Here is a 16,248-nt window from a genome sequence, read left to right on the forward strand (position 1 = left end):
CGTCATGGAGGCCGATGATCGGAGAATCGTCGCATTGACCGAGCTGGAGCGGAAGATCGTCAACGCGCTCCAGATCCACCCTCGCGCGTCCTGGACTCTGATCGGCGACGCGCTGGGCATCGATCCCGACACCGCCGCGCGCGCGTGGGCCGGCCTCACCGCCTCCGGTCGGGCGTGGATGTCTGCGCACCCTGGGTTGGGCGGCCCCGGCTCGCCCCTCATCGCGTTCATCGAGGTCAACTGCCGTGCCGGCTCCGCCGACGCAGTGGCGCAGGAGCTGGTCCCGAAGCCGCGGGTACTCACCATCGAGCACACCTCGGGCGGCCGGGACCTGTTGCTCACCGTCCTCGTCGTCGATCTCGTGGCGCTGTCGAGGCTCCTGCGCGACGAACTCGGCGCGACCGACGGGGTGATCGGGACCAGGGTGCACATCGTCACGACCGCCCGGACCGACGGTGCCGACTGGCGCCTGCGGGCCCTCGACGCGGCCACCGCACGGCGTCTCGCCGCGGACCGTCCCGCCCTCGAGATCCGGCCCGAGCGCGCCGACCACCGCGACCACGACCTGGTGACGGAGCTCCTTCGGGACGGCCGAGCCGGATTCACGGACCTCGCGGAGCGGACCGGCATGTCCGTCTCCACCGCCCGGCGGCGCGCCCACCGCCTCCTGGCGTCCGGCGCCGTGGTCCTGCGCTGCGAGGTGGCGCAGCCGCTGAGCGGGTGGCCGGTATCGGGCAGCATCTGGTGCCGCGTACCGCCGGCCCGGCTCGACGCCGTCCTCGCCGGGATGGCCGGCGTGCCCGAGGTCCGCGTCTGTGCCGCGATCACCGGCGGCCCGACCAACATGTTCGCCTCCCTCTGGCTGCGCTCGGCGGGAGACCTGCAGCGGCTCGAGGCGCAGCTCAGCGAGCGCGTGCCCGACCTGGAGACGGTGGATCGGGCGGTCGCGCTGGTGCACATCAAACGGATGGGGCGGGTCCTCGACGACGACGGGCGAGCGGTGGGGCTCGTGCCCGTCGCGGTGTCGTGATCGCCCGCGGACTATCGTCGAAGCGTTCTTGCGATGGCTGCGACGATGGGTGAAGAGATGGCGAAGGCGTACTGGATCGCGTTCTACCAGGAGATCAAGGACCCCGAGAAGATGGCGGCGTACTCCGCGATCGGCGGCCCCGCCATCATCGCGGGCGGCGGCCGGTTCATCGTGCGCGGCCAGGCGGCCGTCGCGTACGAGGCCGGAAAGATCGAGCGCACCACCGTGATCGAGTTCGACAGCCTCGAGCAGGCCGTCGCCACCCACGACTCCCCCGCCTACCAGGAGGCCCTTGCCGCCCTGGGCGACGGTGCGGTCCGGGAGATCCGGATCTGCGAGGGTTCCTGACGCCCCGAGGAACAGCCGCGACGGTGGCGGCGTTGCACGGGGCATGGCTTCCAGCGAGTTCGACCCCCGCGCCCTGATCGCCACCAGCCGCATCGGGGTCCTCGCGACCCTGCGAGCGAACGGCATGCCCCAGCTCTCGCCCGTGACGACGGTGTACGACGCGGGCGCCGACCGGATCCTGGTATCGATGACAGCAGGCCGGGCCAAGGAGGCGAACCTCCGGCGCGATCCGCGGGCGGCCGTCGAATTCACCAGCGCCGACGGCTACACCTGGGCCACCGCGGAGGGTGCCGCCGAGCTGATCGGCCCGGGCTCCGACCCGAACGGCCCGGAGGTCGACTCCCTCGTCGACTACTACCGTCGCGGCGCGGGCGAGCATCCCGACTGGGACGAGTACCGGGCCGTCATGGTCGCGGACCGTCGAGTCCTGCTGATCCTGACGATCACCCACGTGTACGGCGCCAAGCTGCGCTGAGAGGCGGTCGCTCGGTCCGACTATCCGTTCTGTTCGAATTCAAGGGCGAATCGCGTCACGGCCTCGGCCGCCGTGACGCGCCCGGCCGTGGCCAGGTCGAGATTGTCCAGTGACGCGTCGTGTACCGCTGGGTCGCCGGCGGCGACGCAGTCCTCGACGACGTGCACGATCAGGCCGAGATCGGTGCCGTGCCGGGCCGTCTGCTCGACGGTGAGATTCGTCGCGACGCCGGTGATGTAGATCGTGTCGATGCCGTGCTCCGCGAGCCAATCCGTGGCCGGACCCGCCAGGCCGGACAGGCGCTGGTTGTCGTACACCGCGGTCGGCTGGTCCGCCATGATGTCGATGATCCGGGCACCGTCGGACTCGGGGCGAAAGGCCTCCTGTGCGTCCCCGACGGCCTGCATGAAGCCGGTGTTGCGGACCAGCTCGCCCTCGTCCTCCGGAACCGTGAACCGCGTGAAGATCACCGGAATTCCAGCTGCCAGTGCCAGGTCGTGGAACGCCGCGGCGCGGTCGACGACACCGGACTCCGCCACGGGACCGGCCAGCATGGGGCCGAAGAAGCCCTCGGGCTCGATCACGTTCACCTGCCAGTGCAGGGCCAGGACTGCCGTACTCATGCGCCGATCATGCACGCCCTCACGGCAGGGTGTGCAGGAAGTCCGCGACATCGGCTGCCCACACCGTCGCCTCGGGCGGGGTGAAGATGTGGCCGGCACCGTCGTACTCGATGACCCGTGCGCCCCGGACGGTGCCGAACTCCCGCTCGATGTCCGGTGGGATCAGCCTGTCGCCGCCACCGACGACGACCAGAGTCGGGACGGCGATCGCGGACAGCAGACCGGTCACGTCCACGCGGCCGGCGAGCTCCATCTGCTCCGGAGCGCCCGGAGGAATCGCGGCACGGACGTCGGCGATGATCCGTTCCGCATCCTCGGGCGAGAGGCCGCGGAGTTGCTCGTCGGTCGAGCAGGCTCGGAGGACGTACGCCGCCAGTTCCGGGGCGCCGGCCGCCGCGAGGGCGCGGAAGGAGTCGGTCGCGGCCCGCACGCGCACGTCCGCGCGGGCGACCCCCACCGTGAGTATCAGGCCCGAAACATGCTCGGGATGGCGCAGGGCGGCTGTCACAGCGACAGCGGCGCCGAGTGACAGGCCCACGACCGGGAAGCGATCGGCACCGCTGCTCACCCCGGCGGCGACCACGGCGTCCGCGAGGGCATCGAGTTCGAGCGGGGCGCCGGATCGGGGTGTGTCACCGGAGCCCGGCCAGTACGGTCCGACGAACCGTCGCTCGCCGATGCCGTCGATCAACGGCGCGAAGTTCTCCCGCACACCTCCGCCGGCGCCGTGGGCGAGCGCCACGACGGGGCCCTCTCCACCACCGTCGACGACCTCGTACTGGGAACCGGACAGGATCTGTGCAGCGTCATCGGAATGCATGGCCCCAGTCTGTGGGTTGACACCGGTGTGAAGGTCAAGACCGAGATGCTGATCGGCGAGTTGTCCGAGGTCACGGGTGCGAGCGCACGCTCGCTCCGGTACTACGAGGAGAAGGGGCTCCTGACGTCGAGGCGCACCCCCGCCGGCTATCGCGTCTACGACGACGGCGCGCCGCTGCAGGTCCGCCGGATCCGCGGCCTCCTCGACGCCGGCTTCGACACGGACTCGATCGGCGTCATCCTCCCCTGCGTGCGGCACGAGCGGACCGTCGAACTGTGCCCCACCATCGAGGCAACGATGCGTGCCACTCTGGCCCGCCTGGACGCCGACCTGGACGAACTCGCACGGCGGCGCTCGGCCGTCAGCGCCCTGCTCGCGTGAGCAGCCGGGCGCCGATCAGCGCGACCACTGCACCCGGCAGGACGTTGACCAGCAGGATCGGGAACTCCTCGCCGAAGGAGTAGCCGTGGGTCATGCCGACGATCATGTTCGCGATCATGGCGAGGATCCACACGAGGACGAACGCTGCGGCGGCGCGCTGCGCCCCGACGCTCCGCACCGCACGCCCGACGGCGAGGAACGCCACTGCGAGGACGATGCCGACGGCGACGATGATGATCGTCCGCACGGCGGTCAGCCCTCGCGAATGGTCATGGAGGCGAGCCTGTCTCCCGCGACGACGAACGCGAACGAGCTGAGGCCGTTGGCGTGCGTGCTGCGCCAGTCTCCGATCACGGTCACGGTATCGCCGTCGATGGTGACCCTCTGGGGCGTGAGAACGCCCTTCGCGCCGATGAATTCGTTCGCCGACCACCCCTGCATCGCCGCGCGGTCGCCGAACACGCGACCCCAGTCGTCGATGAAGCCGTCCGCCGTGAAGGCGTCGAGGAACGCGGTCTCGTCACCGGCGTTCACGACGTCGATGAATTCGGCTACCGGGCTGGGGATCTCGATGCTCGTCATGCGCGTCTCCTGGTTCGTCGTCGGGCGGGACGTTGCAGTCCCACATCAACCATCGTAGGGGCCACGGTCCGCGCGTGCCGCTCGAATTCCGGGGCGATCCACAAGCTCCTGTTGTGGATCAGAGCCCGGCGACGAGCCGTGCGTACACCTCGGCGGCGGTCGGCACGGTCGGGACGCCGTCCGGGCGGGAGGGCCGATCCACGACGATTACCTCCAGCCCGAGTTCGCGGGCCGCGGCGAGCTTCGCGGACACCAGGTCGCCGCCGCTGTTCTTGGTGACCAGGACGTCGATAGCGTTCTCGCGCAGTAGGGTCCGTTCGGACTCCGGAGTGTAGGGTCCTCGGTCGCGGAGCAGCACGTGCCGGCGCGGCAGCGGGCCCGACGGGGCGTCGACCACGCGGACGAGGAACCAGTGGTCGCCGAGCGCCGCGAACTCGCCGACGTCCTGCCGCCCGGTCGTCAGCAACACCCGGGCGGGCGCCCGCTCGGCGAGTTCGGCTGCTGCGGCGGGCACCGTCGGGACGACGGTCCAGCGGTCGCCGGGCGCGCGCGACCACGGCGGTCGGACCAGGGCGAGAAGCGGCACCCCGGCCCGCTGGGCGGCCTCCGCCGCGTTGCGGGAGATCGTCGCGGCGAAGGGGTGCGTCGCGTCCACGAGCACGTCGAAGTCCTCGAGAAGCTCCGCCAGGCCCGACGGTCCGCCGAACCCCCCGATCCGCGTCTCCCCCACCGGCAAGCGCGGATTCGCGACCCGGCCGGCGAGCGAGCTGAGGACCTCGAAACGGTCGTCCTCGTGCAACAGGCGGGCCAGTTCCCGGGCCTCGGCCGTGCCGCCGAGCACCAGCACCCGGGTCAATGGCTCGCCCCGGGAACGCGCAGGCGGCGCGCCGAGTAGAGGTAACTCTCCTCGAACTCCGCCGGCGCCAGCACTTTTCCGACGAAGATCACCGCGGTCTTGGTGATGCCCTCCTCCGCGAGCCGCCGCGGCAGGTCCGCCAGGGTGCACCGGACCACCCGCTCGTCCGGGCGGCTGGCGAAGGCCACCACCGCGACCGGGCAGTCGGCGCCGTAATGCGGGGTCAACTCGTCGGCGATCGCCTGCGCGCGGTGGGCGGCGAGATGCAGCGCGAGCGTGACGCCCGTGCGGGCGAGGGAGGTGAGGTCCTCCCCCGGCGGCATGTCCGTCGAGAGTGTGGACACGCGCGTGACCAGCAAGGACTGTCCCACGCCGGGCACCGTCAGCTCGCGGCGCAGCGACGCCGCCGCGGCGGCGAACGCGGGGACACCCGGCACGATCTCGTAGGGAACTCCCGCCGCGTCGAGCCGGCCCGCCTGCTCGGTGAACGCCGAGTACAGCGAGATGTCGCCGGAGTGCAGCCGCGCCACGTCCAGGCCGGCGGCGTGCGCGGCGACCAGCTCGCCGACGATGTCCGGCAAGGGCATCCGCGCCGTATCGACGAGCCGCGCGCCCGGCGGGCAGCGGTCCAGCATCTCCTGCGGCACGAGGGATCCCGCGTACAGGCACACCGTGCACCGGGCCAGCAGATCCGCGCCACGTAACGTCAGCAGGTCGGGTGCGCCCGGTCCCGCACCGATGAAGTAGACGGTCACGACGACTCCTTGACGTAGGCCCACTGCACGATCGGGCGGCGTGGCTGCCACGCCGTCCCGGCGCCGAGCGCCGCGAGATCCGACACGGCGTAACTGCGCAGCTCACCGCCGAACCGGTTGCGCAGCAGTGCCACGAGCGACTGCCCCTCGACGGTGACCGTGTTCGCCACCAGTCGCCCGCCCGGCGGCAATACGCCGACGCACGCCGCGGCGAGGTTCTCGGTGAGGCCGCCGCCGATGAAGATCGCGTCGGGCACCGGCATCTCCGCGGTCAGCTCGGCTGTGTCGCCGACGACGAGTTCGAGGGGGACGCCCGCGCGGGCGGCGTTGCGCGCCACCCGTTCCGCGCGGTCGGTCCGGCGTTCGACCGCAGCGACGGAGCCGCCGCCGGCCAGCGCCCACGAGATGCCGACGGAGCCGGAACCGGCACCGAAGTCCCAGATCCATCCGCTCGACGGCCGCAGCGCCGCCACCGTCAGCGCGCGGATGTCCGGCTTGGTGATCTGGCCGTCGTGCTCGAACTCGAACTCCCCGTCGGAGACACCCGGGGCGACCGGGTCGATCGCAATCACGTTGAGGTCGTCCACCCGCAGCGACCGCCGGTAGGTGCGCACCTTCTCCCGCGGCCCGCCCAGCTGCTCGAGGACGGTCATCGTCGGGCTCGGGCCGGCGTCGTCCAGCAGGTCGGCCAGCTGCGCGGGGGTGGACCCGGATTCGCTCAGCACGATCACGCGGCGGCCCGCGCGGACGGCCCGCACGACCGGGGCGGGGTCCCGCGCGACCGCGGACACCACGACCACCTCCTCGGCCGGCCACCCCAGCCGGGCGCACGCCAGTGCGAAGGACGACAGGTGCGGCAGCACCCGCAGTTCGAGGTCCGGCCGACGCCGCGACAGCGTCGCGCCGACCCCGTAGAACATCGGGTCGCCGCTCGCGAGCACGTGCACCCCGTCGGACAGGTCGTCGAGGGCGGGCAACAGCGGTGACGGCCACGGGCGCCGGTCGGCGGTGACCTCGCCGGGCAGGTACTCGAGGTGTCGCTGCGCCCCGTGGATCGTCGTGGCACTCTGCAGCTCCCGACGCGCACCGTCGGTGAGCCCGGCCCAGCCATCCGCGCCGATGCCGACCACCGTCACCGTCATCGGGGCATCCGGCGCCAGAGGGCCTGCGGGACGAACCGTAGCCCCGCGTAGAGCGGGCGCAGCACGCCCGGAATCCACACTGCCCGACGGCGCCGACGTAGCGCGTGCACTGTCGCCTCCGCGACCTGCGGGGCCGTACGGCTGAACGGCGCCTGCTGCACGCCGGACGCCATGAGGTCGCGCGTCATCGCCCCGACGATGAACCCCGGCCGCGCCAGCAGCACCCGGACGCCGGAGCCGTGGAGCGCGTCCGTGAAGCCCTGGACGAAGCCGTCGAGGCCGGCCTTGGTGCTGCCGTAGACGAAGTTGGCCTTGCGCACCCGCACGCCGGCCACCGACGAGAAGGCGATGATCGCGCCCCGCTCGCCGTCTCGGGGATCCTGCGCGCGCAGCAGCTTCGCCAGCCCCAGCAGGATCGATACCTGCGCCACGTAGTCGGTCTGCGCGATCTGCACCGCGTGCTGCGGGTCCTCCTCAGCACGCGTCTGATCGCCCAGGATCCCGAACGCGACCACTGCCACACCGATCCGGCCGAACCGATCGGCCACCTCGGCGAGGAACGCGGCGTGCTCGTCGGTGCGGTCCGCGTCGAAGGCGATCGGGAAGACGCCGGTCGCGCCCGCCTCGCGCAGCAGGGCGATCTGCTCGTCCAGGTATTCGGGGCGGCGCGCGGCCAGGATCACGTCCCGCCCGGGGGCGAGGCGCCGCGCGACCTCGCTCCTACCGCCCAGGAGGAGCACCGCACCGTCGGGAATCCTGTCCGCAGTCACCGGACCAGACTACGGTGGGGCGGTGCCCGAACTGAACGCCGACGCCCTCGCCTTCGTCACCGAGCGGCACCTCGCCTCGCTCGCCACCCTGCGCGCCGACGGCACGCCGCACAGCGTCGCCATCGCCTTCACCTACGACCCCGCCTCCGGCGTGGCGCGCGTGATCACCTCGGGCGACAGCCAGAAGGCCCGCAACGCGGCCCGGGGCGGGTACGGCGCGCTCACGCAGGTCGACGGTGCGCGGTGGCTCACCCTCGAGGGCCCGGCGCGGGTGCTGGCCGACGCGGAGTCGGTCCGCGACGCCGAAGCCCGCTACGCCGTGCGCTACAAGCCGCCGCGGGAGAAGCCGAAGCGCGTCGTCATCGAGATCGAGGTCGCGCGGGTGTTGGGGTCGAGCGGCTTCCGCGGTTAGCGCCGCGCCGGCAGGCCGCCGTCCATGTCCTCCAGCGAGCGTCCCTTGGTCTCGGGGACGAACCGATAGACGAAGATCAGCGACAGCAGTGCGAACAGCGCGTACAGCCCGTAGGCGAGGGACAGGTTGCCCTCCATCTTCGGGAAGGTGACGGTGATGGCCCAGTTCGCGGCCCACTGCGCCGCAGCAGCCAGCGAGAGCGCCGCGCCGCGGATGCGGTTGGGGAACATCTCGCCGAGCAGCACCCAGACCACCGGGCCCCAGCTGACGCCGAAGAAGATGACGAACAGGTTCGCGGCGATGAGGGCGATCACGCCGACCGCGCCCGCGAGTGAGGGCTTACCGTCGGCCCCGATGACCGCGGTGCTGAAGCAGAGCGCCATGGTCGCCAGCGAGACCGCCATGCCGATCGAGCCGATGAGCAGCAGCGGTCGCCGGCCGATCCGGTCGACCAGCATGATCGCGACGATGGTCACGATCACGTTGACGATCGAGGTGAAGACGCTGATCTGATTGGACTGGGACTCCTCGAAACCCACCGCCTGCCAGAGCATGTTCGAGTAGTAGAAGATCACGTTGATGCCCACGGCCTGCTGGAAGATCGACAGCAGGAGGCCGACCCACACGATCGGATAGATGCCGCCGCCCGGCTTCACGAGATCCCGCCAGGAGTGCTTCTCCTCGCCGGCGAGGCTCTCCTCGATGCGGGTGACCGTGATGTCGAGATTCTTCTCGCCCAGCAGCATCGTGAGCACGGTGCGGGCCTCCGGGATCCGGTGCCGGGAGACCAGGTAGCGGGGCGACTCGGGGATCATCGTGGACGCGACGCCGTAGACGACTGCCGGGATCGCCATCACCAGGAACATCCAGCGCCAGGCCTCCATGCCCAGCCACAGGTCCTCGGACGCGCCGCCCGTGAGCGAGGCCAGCAGCCAGTCCACGAGCAGCGACAGGAAGATGCCGACGACGATCGCCATCTGCTGCAGCGACCCGAGCCGCCCGCGGATCCGGGCCGGTGAGACCTCGGCGATGTACGCCGGGGCGATCACCGACGCCACGCCGACGCCGATACCGCCGACCACGCGGAACAGGATCAGCATCCAGGTGTGCGTGGCGAAAGCGCAGCCCAGGGCGCTGATGAAGAACAGCACCGCGGCGATCTGCATGACACGTAGGCGCCCGATCCGGTCCGCAATGCGGCCGGCCGTCATGGCGCCCGCGGCGGCGCCCAGCAACGCGGAAGCGACCGCGAAACCGAGAGCGTAGCCGTGTATCTCGAACCGCTGCTCGATCGCCTTCGTCGCGCCGTTGATGACTGCGCTGTCGTAGCCGAAGAGCAGTCCGCCCATCGCGGCCACGATCGCGATCTGGACGACCCGGCTGCTGTTGCCTTCGCCCTCCTCGAAGATCGAAGGGCCGTCGGACGTGGTACCGCCGCCGTGCGTCATGGAACCTCCCGGTGAGCTCCTAGAGGATCGTCAGGCCGTGGGAACGGGTGTTGACCGGCTCGCAGCCCTCCTCGGTGACGATCACGATATCCTCGATCCGCGCTCCCCACCGGCCACTGAAGTAGATTCCCGGCTCGATCGAGAACGCCATCCCGGCTTGGACCGGAAGGTCGTTCCCCGCAACGATGTACGGCTCCTCGTGGACCGACAGCCCGATGCCGTGGCCGGTGCGGTGCAGGAAGAACTCGCCGAGGCCCGCTGCGGCGAGCACATCGCGCCCGGCGGCGTCGATCGCCTCTGCGGTGACCCCGGGCCGCACGGCTTCCACGGACGCCCGCTGCGCACGCTCGAGCAGCGCGTACTGCTCGGCGATCTCCGGGGCGGGCTCGCCCAGGGCGTAGGTGCGGGTGCAGTCCGAGTTGTAACCCGAGGCCAGCGGGCCGCCGATGTCGACCACCACGACATCGCCCGCCTCGATCACGCGGTCGGAGACCTCGTGGTGCGGGTCGGCGCCGTGCGGTCCCGATCCGACGATGACGAACGCCGCCTCGGTATGCCCCTCTTCGACGATGGCGGCGGCGATGTCGTCGGCGACCTCGCGCTCGGTACGGCCGGCACGGAGGATCTGGGGTACCCGGGCGTGCACCCGGTCGATCGCCGCGCCCGCGGCGCGCAGCTCGTCGAGTTCCGCGGGGTCCTTGACCATCCGGAGGCGGCGCAGCACGTCCGTCGCCAAGTGCACTTTCAGACCGCGGTCCAGTAGGGGCACGAGGTGCAGCGCGGGCAGGGCGTCCGCGACGGCCACCGTCGACGCGCCGGCCAGGAGATCCAGGACGAGGGCGTAGGCGTCGTCGCCGTCGACCCAGTCGAGGACGGCGAGCTCGACGCCCGCCGCGCCGAGGCCCGGTACCGCGGAGTCCTTGAGAATGGCGAGCTCGAGCCGCGGAACCACCAGGCCGAAGCCCGAATCCGTGACGACGAGCGCGGTCAGGCGCTCGAAGGACTCGCTGACGATGCCGGTCAGGTACGCCAGGTCGGGGCCCGGAGTGATGACGAGCGGGGTCCCCGCCGCCGTCGCGAGCTGCTGGGCCTTGAGGAGACGGGTCGCGTACACCTGGGAAGGGAAGTGGGTCATCCCCCGATTGTGACACCATGCTTCCCGTGACGAACGACGCGCGCCCTCTCATGCTGCTCGACTCCGCCGGGCTGTGGTTCCGGGCCTACTACGCCATCCCGGACAAGGTGAAGGCCGCCGACGGGCGGTCCGTGAACGCCCTGCGCGGCTTCCTCGACATGACCTCGCAGCTGATCGCCACGCACCGCCCCGGGCGGCTCGTCGCGTGCCTGGACCTCGACTGGCGGCCCGCCTTCCGGGTGGAGCTGCTGCCCACGTACAAGACCCACCGCGTCGCCGAGGACGGGGACGGCAGCGCAGAAGAGGTGCCCGACACCCTGTCGCCGCAGGTCGACATGATCCTCGAGGTGCTCGAGGCGGTCGGGATCGCGACCGGCGGCGCCGTCGGCCTCGAGGCGGACGACGTGCTCGGAACTCTCGCCGCGCGGGAGAAGGCCGACCCGGTGATCGTGGTCTCCGGGGACCGGGACCTGCTGCAGGTGGCCGACGATGCCGCCCCCGGCGTGAAGTGCCTCTACATCGGGCGGGGTATCGCGAAGGCCGAGATGTTCGGGCAGGCGGAGGTCGCGGAGAAGTACGGCGTGCCGCTGGACCGGGCGGGCGAGGCCTACGCCGAGCTGGCACTGCTGCGCGGCGACCCGTCCGACGGTCTGCCCGGTGTGCCCGGCATCGGCGAGAAGACCGCCTCGAAACTGCTGCTGCAGTACGGCTCCCTCGCGGCGATCCGCGAGGCCGCGGCGTCGACCCCGTCGCCGCTGGCGGCGCGGGCCGCGGCGTCGATCAACGCCTCGGCGGACTACCTCGACGCCGCATGGGACGTCGTGTGGGTACAGCGCGATGCGGACGTCGCGCTGTCGGGAGCGGACGAGATGCCCCGGAAAGCACGCGATCCGCAGCGCCTGGCCGAGTTGGCCGAGGAGCTGCGGATCGGAGCGCAGGTGGAGCGCCTGCTCGCGGCGCTCGCGGACTGAGATCAGCTGGGAGCGCCGACCTGGTACTTGCCGTCGCTGTCCTGGACGGTGACCTTGACCGTCTTCTGCTTACCGCCGATGGTGGCGGTGCAGTCGAAGGTCTCGCCGTCCTTGACCTTCACACCGTCGGTCTTGCACGAGACGTCGGTGGTGTCGGACTCGTTGTAGTTCTCCTTGAGGATCTTCGTGACGCCCTCGTTGACCTTGGCGTTGTCGAAGCTCTTCCCGAAGAAGGCGCCGGTGAAGTACCCGATGATGAGCACGAGCGCCACGATCACGATGATCGCCGCGGCGGCGAGGCCGACGATGAGGCCGGTCTTCGACTTCTTGGGGCCGCCCGGTACGGGCTGACCCGGCTGCCCGAACTGCTGCCCGAACTGCTGGCCCGCGAACTGCGCCGGCTGGCCGAACTGGTCCTGGCCGAACTGCGGCTGCTGCGGGTTGGGCTGCTGGTATCCCCCGAACTGCTGGCCCTGCTGCGGCTGCTGCTGACCGGGCCACTGGCCCTGGTACTGCGGCGCGATCTGAGTCTGATCACCCGCGGGCGCGCCGTAGGGCGGCTGCTGCGGGCCGCCGTACTGCGGCGAGATCTGCGTCTGGTCCTGCTGGGGCTGGCCGGGCTGCTGCCAGCCCTGCTGCGCCCACTGATTCGGATCCTGCGGATTGCTCATCGTCCAACTCCTCCCCTGTCGCAGGCCGAAGGCCGACGACGAACGCCTATGGGCTCAAGATACCCGATCGTCAACCCGATTCGGCGACCACGCCACGCCGCACCGCGGCGATCGCGGCCGTCGCGACGGTGGCCAACCCCGGCCGGGTTTCGAACGAGGTCTGCTTGATCTGATCGAGCAGATCGATGACCTGCCTGCACCAGCGGACGAAATCGCCCGCCGGAAGCGGCCGACCGCGCTCTCCGGCGGCCAACAGGACCGCCGCGAGGGTTCCGCCGGCGGCCCACTGGTACATCGGCGCCACGAAGCCGATGTCGGGCTCGCGGCTCGGCTCCAACCGGTGCGCGGACTCGGCGGCGACGATGTCGGTCCACCGGTCGGCGATGTCGCGGAGCGCGGACCGGACCGCGCCCGGCACCTTCTCGCCGGTCAGGAGCATGCCGCCGCGCTCGCCGCGGGACTCGAAGACCAGCGCGGACACGACCGCGGCGAGTCCGGCGGGGTCGATCCCGTCGAACACCCCGTCCTCGATGCACTCGCACACCAGCAGGTCGGACTCGCTGTACACCCGTGCCAGTCGGTGTCCGGCGTCCGTGAGCTCGGCGGCACCGTCGACCTGCGCGATGTACCCGCGGTCCGACAGCAGGGCCACGATCCGCTCGAAGGTGACGGCCAGGGACGAGGTGGTGGCGCGCACCGTCGCCGCCGAGGAGGTGACCTCGCGCTCCAGCCGGGCGTACCGCTCGGCGAGCCGGTCCAGCTCCGGGGCGCGCTGCCCCGTGTGCGCGGGGTGCGCGCGCATCCGGGCCCGCAGGTCGGCGAGCTGGGTGTCCGATGCGGCCGGACGGTGCGCCTTCGCCTGCTGCCGGGGCGCCGAGATGGTGCTGTTGCGCAGTGTCGACGCGAGGTCGCGCTTGCCACGCCCCGACCGGTAGTCGGCGTTCTTGGGGACGCGCAGCGTCCCGAGGACCTGGATCTCGCCGACGAAGTCGGCCGTGCCGACGCGTCCGGACCAGCTGCTCTCGGTGACCACGACCGGCTTCGGGTCGCGCCGGTCACCCGAGGGCTCCACCACGAGGGCCAGGCCCCGCCGGCGGCCGCCCGTGACGGCGACGACATCGCCTCGGCGGAGCTCCGCGAGAGCGGTCGCGGCGCCGTCACGGCGGTCGGCGAGGTCCGCGCGGCGCAGCGAACGCTCCCGCGCCCGGACGGCCTCGCGCAGCCGGACGTACTCGAGGTAGTCGGCGCCGCCCGCCGCCGCGGTGATCTCCGCACCGAGGGTGATCAGCTCCTTCTCGCCGCGCTCGACCCGCTTGGCCAGCCCGACGACGGAGCGGTCGGCCTGGAACTGGGCGAAGCTGGCCTCCAGGAGCCGCTCGGCGCCCTCGCGGCCCAGGCGGTCGAGCAGGTTGATCGACATGTTGTAGCCGGGCGAGAACGAGCTCACCAGCGGGAAGGTGCGCGCACCCGCGAGGCCCGCGACCTCCTGCGGCCGGACACCGGTCTGCCAGAGCACCACGGCGTGGCCCTCGATGTCGATGCCGCGGCGGCCCGCGCGTCCCGTGAGCTGCGTGTACTCGCCGGGCGTGAGCTCGACGTGCGACTCGCCGTTGTACTTGACCAGGCGTTCGAGGACGACGGTCCGCGCGGGCATGTTGATGCCCAGCGCGAGCGTCTCCGTCGCGAACACGGCCCGGACGAGGCCCTTGACGAACAGTTCCTCCACCGCGTGCCGGAACGCGGGGAGCATGCCCGCGTGGTGCGCCGCGAAACCGCGCAGCAGCGCCGCCCGCCATTCCTCGTAGCCCAGCAGGTCGAGGTCGGCGGGCGAGAACTCGGCGACGTGCTTGTCGACGATGCGGCCGATCTCGTCGGCCTGCTCGGCGGTGGTGAGCACGACCGGGGATCGCAGGCACTGGGTCAGGGCCTGCTCGCAGCCGGAGCGGGAGAACACGAAGGTGATCGCCGGGAGCAGGCCCTCGGCGTCGAGCAGCGCGATGACGTCAGGACGTGGGATGGGGCGGCGGACCTCCTGGCCGCGGCCCTGCCGGTTCCCGGAGCCCGTCCGCCGGCCGGTGCGGCTGTTGATCCCCGGCTCGAAGCTGCGGTCCAACGCCTCGCGCTGCTTGACGTAGCGGACCAGGTCCGCGTCCAGGATCAGGTTCTTCCGACCCTCGTCCTGTGCGGCGCGCAGTGCGTTCGTGTCGAACAGGTCGAACAGCTTGCGGCCGACCAGCATGTGCTGCCACAGCGGGACCGGCCGGTGCTCGTCGACGATCACCTCGGTGTGCCCGCGCACCTCGGCGATCCAGGCGCCGAACTCCTCGGCGTTGGACACCGTCGCCGACAGGCTGACCAGGCGCACGTCCTGCGGGAGGTGCAGGATCACCTCCTCCCACACCGCACCGCGGAACCGGTCGGCGAGGTAGTGCACCTCGTCCATGACCACATGGCTCAGCGCATCGAGGGTGGGCGAGTCCGCGTAGAGCATGTTCCGCAGCACCTCGGTGGTCATGACGACCACGGGCGCGGACGAGTTGATCGACGTGTCGCCCGTCAGCAGGCCCACGTTGTGCGCGCCGTAGCGGGCCGTCAGTTCAGCGTGCTTCTGGTTCGAGAGCGCCTTGATCGGCGTCGTGTAGAAGCACTTGGTGCCGCCGGCCAGGGCGAGGTGGACGGCGAACTCGCCGACCACCGTCTTACCGGCGCCGGTCGGGGCGCAGACGAGGACCCCGCGGCCCTCCTCGAGCGCCCGGCAGCCGCGGACCTGGAACGGGTCGAGGGTGAAATCGAGGGCTGCGGTGAAGCTGTCGAATTCAGAGGACGTCATCGAACCCCGAACGCGGGATCGACGTGCGCGTCACCTTCTCCGGTTGCCCGATCGGGGCGGTGTTCCCGACGGTGCCCGACGACGCCCCGGCGCTCGCGCCGATCGGCTGTGGGGCCGACGGTGTCGGCGACGCCGCCTCGTCGTCCAGCTCACCGTCGAAGACGTCCGAGCCGGCGGCGTTCCGGCGCTTGATCTTCTCGCGGATCCGGCAGAACTGGATCGACAGCTCGAGCAAGACGGCCAGCGCGAGACCGAGCACCAGCATGGTCAGGGGATCGCCGGACTGTGAGATGAACGCCGCGACGATGAACATCGACATCAGCAGGCCGCGCCGCCACTTCTTGAGCTTCGCATAGGGAAGGACCCCGACGAGATTGAGCGCGATGATGAAGAGTGGCAACTCGAAACTGACGCCGAAGATCGCCATGACGCTGAGAACGAAGCTGAAGTAGTCGGCGCCCTGGAGTGCGGTCACCTGGGTCTCGTTACCCACGGTGAGCAGGAACCGGAAGGCGTTGGCGATCATGAAGTAGCCGAGGATCGCGCCGCTGAGGAACAGCACGCCGCCCATCGTCACGAAGGCGAGCGTGTAGCGCTTCTCCTTGCGGTGCAGCGCCGGCACGATGAACGACCAGACCTGGTACAGCCACACCGGGCACGCCAGCAGAACGCCGGTCGCGAACGCGACCTTGACCCGGAGGTTGAACTGATCGAACACGCCGGTCGCGAGGAGCCGGCATTCGCCGGTTCGCGTGATCTCGGCGCGGGCGGACTCGGGGAGCTCGCAGTACGGTCCGCGCAGCAGCTCACCGGAGGGCCGGAGCCCCAGCATGCTGTGGTTGTACCAGAAGAACCCGATCACCGCGGCCAGCACGATCGCCAGGAGCGACCACAGGATCCGCGTGCGGAGCTCGTACAGGTGATCCACGATCGACATCGTGCCGTCGGGATTGACGACGGCACGACGACGACGCGGATCGAACGGGATCTTCACAAACA

19 protein-coding genes are annotated in these 16,248 nt (G+C 71.1%); 6 read left to right on the top strand and 13 right to left on the bottom strand.

Annotated features, from left to right (window positions below; genetic code table 11):
- Positions 1 to 4: 4 nt before the first annotated feature.
- From AXK61_RS00455 to AXK61_RS00465, 3 genes are read left to right on the top strand one after another with little or no spacing between them, the layout of a single operon-like run.
- Positions 5 to 1,030 carry an Lrp/AsnC family transcriptional regulator gene (locus tag AXK61_RS00455; protein ID WP_197466709.1) on the top strand — a complete coding sequence of 342 codons (1,026 nt, stop codon included), beginning with the start codon at positions 5 to 7 and terminating at the stop codon, positions 1,028 to 1,030.
- A gap of 33 nt (positions 1,031 to 1,063) precedes the next feature.
- On the top strand, positions 1,064 to 1,378 hold the full coding sequence (locus AXK61_RS00460; RefSeq protein ID WP_231855336.1) for a DUF1330 domain-containing protein: 315 nt from the start codon (positions 1,064 to 1,066) through the stop codon (positions 1,376 to 1,378).
- Positions 1,379 to 1,421: 43 nt separating this feature from the next.
- Complete coding sequence (locus tag AXK61_RS00465) at positions 1,422 to 1,853, top strand: PPOX class F420-dependent oxidoreductase (protein ID WP_068569647.1); 432 nt, start codon at positions 1,422 to 1,424, stop codon at positions 1,851 to 1,853.
- 20 nt (positions 1,854 to 1,873) lie between these two features.
- On the opposite strand, the gene AXK61_RS00470 is transcribed toward AXK61_RS00465, so the two are convergent.
- Together AXK61_RS00470 and AXK61_RS00475 are read right to left on the bottom strand one after the other, a co-directional pair.
- A complete protein-coding gene (locus AXK61_RS00470; protein ID WP_068569645.1) occupies positions 1,874 to 2,476 on the bottom strand; it encodes a cysteine hydrolase family protein in 603 nt (200 codons plus the stop codon).
- 19 nt (positions 2,477 to 2,495) lie between these two features.
- Positions 2,496 to 3,296 (bottom strand): alpha/beta fold hydrolase, encoded by an 801-nt coding sequence (locus tag AXK61_RS00475; protein ID WP_082777764.1) that lies wholly within the window; start codon positions 3,294 to 3,296, stop codon positions 2,496 to 2,498.
- 27 nt (positions 3,297 to 3,323) lie between these two features.
- On the opposite strand from AXK61_RS00475, the gene AXK61_RS00480 reads away from it, so the two are divergent.
- Entirely contained in the window at positions 3,324 to 3,677 is a 354-nt protein-coding gene (locus AXK61_RS00480; RefSeq protein ID WP_197466710.1) for a MerR family transcriptional regulator, read from the top strand.
- Here the strand turns inward: AXK61_RS00480 and AXK61_RS00485 are convergent.
- The 6 genes from AXK61_RS00485 to AXK61_RS00510 all read right to left on the bottom strand — a co-directional run bounded on the left by AXK61_RS00485 (position 3,658) and on the right by AXK61_RS00510 (position 7,782).
- Positions 3,658 to 3,924: a hypothetical protein gene (locus AXK61_RS00485; protein WP_068569643.1), complete on the bottom strand. Its 267-nt coding sequence runs from the start codon at positions 3,922 to 3,924 to the stop codon at positions 3,658 to 3,660. The genes AXK61_RS00480 and AXK61_RS00485 overlap by 20 nt on opposite strands.
- A gap of 5 nt (positions 3,925 to 3,929) precedes the next feature.
- On the bottom strand, positions 3,930 to 4,259 hold the full coding sequence (locus AXK61_RS00490; protein ID WP_068569640.1) for a nuclear transport factor 2 family protein: 330 nt from the start codon (positions 4,257 to 4,259) through the stop codon (positions 3,930 to 3,932).
- A gap of 118 nt (positions 4,260 to 4,377) precedes the next feature.
- The gene (locus tag AXK61_RS00495) at positions 4,378 to 5,115 is read right to left on the bottom strand and encodes a cobalt-precorrin-6A reductase (protein WP_068569639.1); all 738 of its coding nucleotides are present in this window, start codon (positions 5,113 to 5,115) and stop codon (positions 4,378 to 4,380) included.
- Positions 5,112 to 5,870, bottom strand: coding sequence for a precorrin-4 C(11)-methyltransferase (cobM, locus tag AXK61_RS00500; protein ID WP_068569637.1), 759 nt, complete (start codon positions 5,868 to 5,870; stop codon positions 5,112 to 5,114). The genes AXK61_RS00495 and cobM overlap by 4 nt, the downstream gene beginning before the upstream one ends.
- Positions 5,867 to 7,012 (bottom strand): bifunctional cobalt-precorrin-7 (C(5))-methyltransferase/cobalt-precorrin-6B (C(15))-methyltransferase, encoded by a 1,146-nt coding sequence (locus tag AXK61_RS00505; protein ID WP_068743246.1) that lies wholly within the window; start codon positions 7,010 to 7,012, stop codon positions 5,867 to 5,869. The genes cobM and AXK61_RS00505 overlap by 4 nt, the downstream gene beginning before the upstream one ends.
- Complete coding sequence (locus AXK61_RS00510) at positions 7,009 to 7,782, bottom strand: SDR family NAD(P)-dependent oxidoreductase (protein WP_068743248.1); 774 nt, start codon at positions 7,780 to 7,782, stop codon at positions 7,009 to 7,011. The genes AXK61_RS00505 and AXK61_RS00510 overlap by 4 nt, the downstream gene beginning before the upstream one ends.
- A 22-nt stretch (positions 7,783 to 7,804) precedes the next feature.
- Here AXK61_RS00510 and AXK61_RS00515 point away from each other — a divergent pair, with 22 nt between their 5' ends.
- Positions 7,805 to 8,194: a PPOX class F420-dependent oxidoreductase gene (locus AXK61_RS00515; protein WP_068743250.1), complete on the top strand. Its 390-nt coding sequence runs from the start codon at positions 7,805 to 7,807 to the stop codon at positions 8,192 to 8,194.
- On the opposite strand, the gene AXK61_RS00520 is transcribed toward AXK61_RS00515, so the two are convergent.
- Entirely contained in the window at positions 8,191 to 9,642 is a 1,452-nt protein-coding gene (locus tag AXK61_RS00520) for a sugar porter family MFS transporter (RefSeq protein ID WP_068743252.1), read from the bottom strand. The two genes, AXK61_RS00515 and AXK61_RS00520, sit on opposite strands and share 4 nt — an antisense overlap.
- Before the next feature lie 19 nt (positions 9,643 to 9,661).
- Positions 9,662 to 10,777, bottom strand: coding sequence for a M24 family metallopeptidase (locus AXK61_RS00525; protein ID WP_068743254.1), 1,116 nt, complete (start codon positions 10,775 to 10,777; stop codon positions 9,662 to 9,664).
- Between the two features lie 17 nt (positions 10,778 to 10,794).
- Between AXK61_RS00525 and AXK61_RS00530 the strand changes: the two genes are divergently transcribed.
- Positions 10,795 to 11,748: a 5'-3' exonuclease gene (locus AXK61_RS00530; protein WP_068743256.1), complete on the top strand. Its 954-nt coding sequence runs from the start codon at positions 10,795 to 10,797 to the stop codon at positions 11,746 to 11,748.
- A gap of 2 nt (positions 11,749 to 11,750) precedes the next feature.
- On the opposite strand, the gene AXK61_RS00535 is transcribed toward AXK61_RS00530, so the two are convergent.
- The 3 genes from AXK61_RS00535 to tatC form a co-directional block, all read right to left on the bottom strand.
- Positions 11,751 to 12,419, bottom strand: a complete 669-nt coding sequence (locus AXK61_RS00535; protein ID WP_068743258.1) for a DUF4333 domain-containing protein — start codon at positions 12,417 to 12,419, stop codon at positions 11,751 to 11,753.
- 70 nt (positions 12,420 to 12,489) lie between these two features.
- Positions 12,490 to 15,249: a DEAD/DEAH box helicase gene (locus AXK61_RS00540; protein ID WP_068743260.1), complete on the bottom strand. Its 2,760-nt coding sequence runs from the start codon at positions 15,247 to 15,249 to the stop codon at positions 12,490 to 12,492.
- Entirely contained in the window at positions 15,236 to 16,243 is a 1,008-nt protein-coding gene (gene tatC / locus AXK61_RS00545; RefSeq protein ID WP_068743262.1) for a twin-arginine translocase subunit TatC, read from the bottom strand. Before tatC ends, AXK61_RS00540 begins: the two co-directional genes overlap by 14 nt.
- Positions 16,244 to 16,248: the final 5 nt, after the last annotated feature.

Source organism: Tsukamurella pseudospumae (assembly GCF_001575205.1).
Classification (GTDB): domain Bacteria; phylum Actinomycetota; class Actinomycetes; order Mycobacteriales; family Mycobacteriaceae; genus Tsukamurella; species Tsukamurella pseudospumae.

Bases quoted from the DNA above. Each gene is read 5' to 3' on its own strand.
- AXK61_RS00455 (WP_197466709.1), top strand. From the start codon at position 5: ATGGAGGCCGATGATCGGAGAATCGTCGCATTGACCGAGCTGGAGCGG.
- AXK61_RS00460 (WP_231855336.1), top strand. From the start codon at position 1,064: ATGGCTGCGACGATGGGTGAAGAGATGGCGAAGGCGTACTGGATCGCG.
- AXK61_RS00465 (WP_068569647.1), top strand. From the start codon at position 1,422: ATGGCTTCCAGCGAGTTCGACCCCCGCGCCCTGATCGCCACCAGCCGC.
- AXK61_RS00470 (WP_068569645.1), bottom strand. From the start codon at position 2,476: ATGAGTACGGCAGTCCTGGCCCTGCACTGGCAGGTGAACGTGATCGAG.
- AXK61_RS00475 (WP_082777764.1), bottom strand. From the start codon at position 3,296: ATGCATTCCGATGACGCTGCACAGATCCTGTCCGGTTCCCAGTACGAG.
- AXK61_RS00490 (WP_068569640.1), bottom strand. From the start codon at position 4,259: ATGACGAGCATCGAGATCCCCAGCCCGGTAGCCGAATTCATCGACGTC.
- AXK61_RS00505 (WP_068743246.1), bottom strand. From the start codon at position 7,012: ATGACGGTGACGGTGGTCGGCATCGGCGCGGATGGCTGGGCCGGGCTC.
- AXK61_RS00520 (WP_068743252.1), bottom strand. From the start codon at position 9,642: ATGACGCACGGCGGCGGTACCACGTCCGACGGCCCTTCGATCTTCGAG.
- AXK61_RS00525 (WP_068743254.1), bottom strand. From the start codon at position 10,777: ATGACCCACTTCCCTTCCCAGGTGTACGCGACCCGTCTCCTCAAGGCC.
- AXK61_RS00530 (WP_068743256.1), top strand. From the start codon at position 10,795: ATGCTTCCCGTGACGAACGACGCGCGCCCTCTCATGCTGCTCGACTCC.
- AXK61_RS00535 (WP_068743258.1), bottom strand. From the start codon at position 12,419: ATGAGCAATCCGCAGGATCCGAATCAGTGGGCGCAGCAGGGCTGGCAG.
- AXK61_RS00540 (WP_068743260.1), bottom strand. From the start codon at position 15,249: ATGACGTCCTCTGAATTCGACAGCTTCACCGCAGCCCTCGATTTCACC.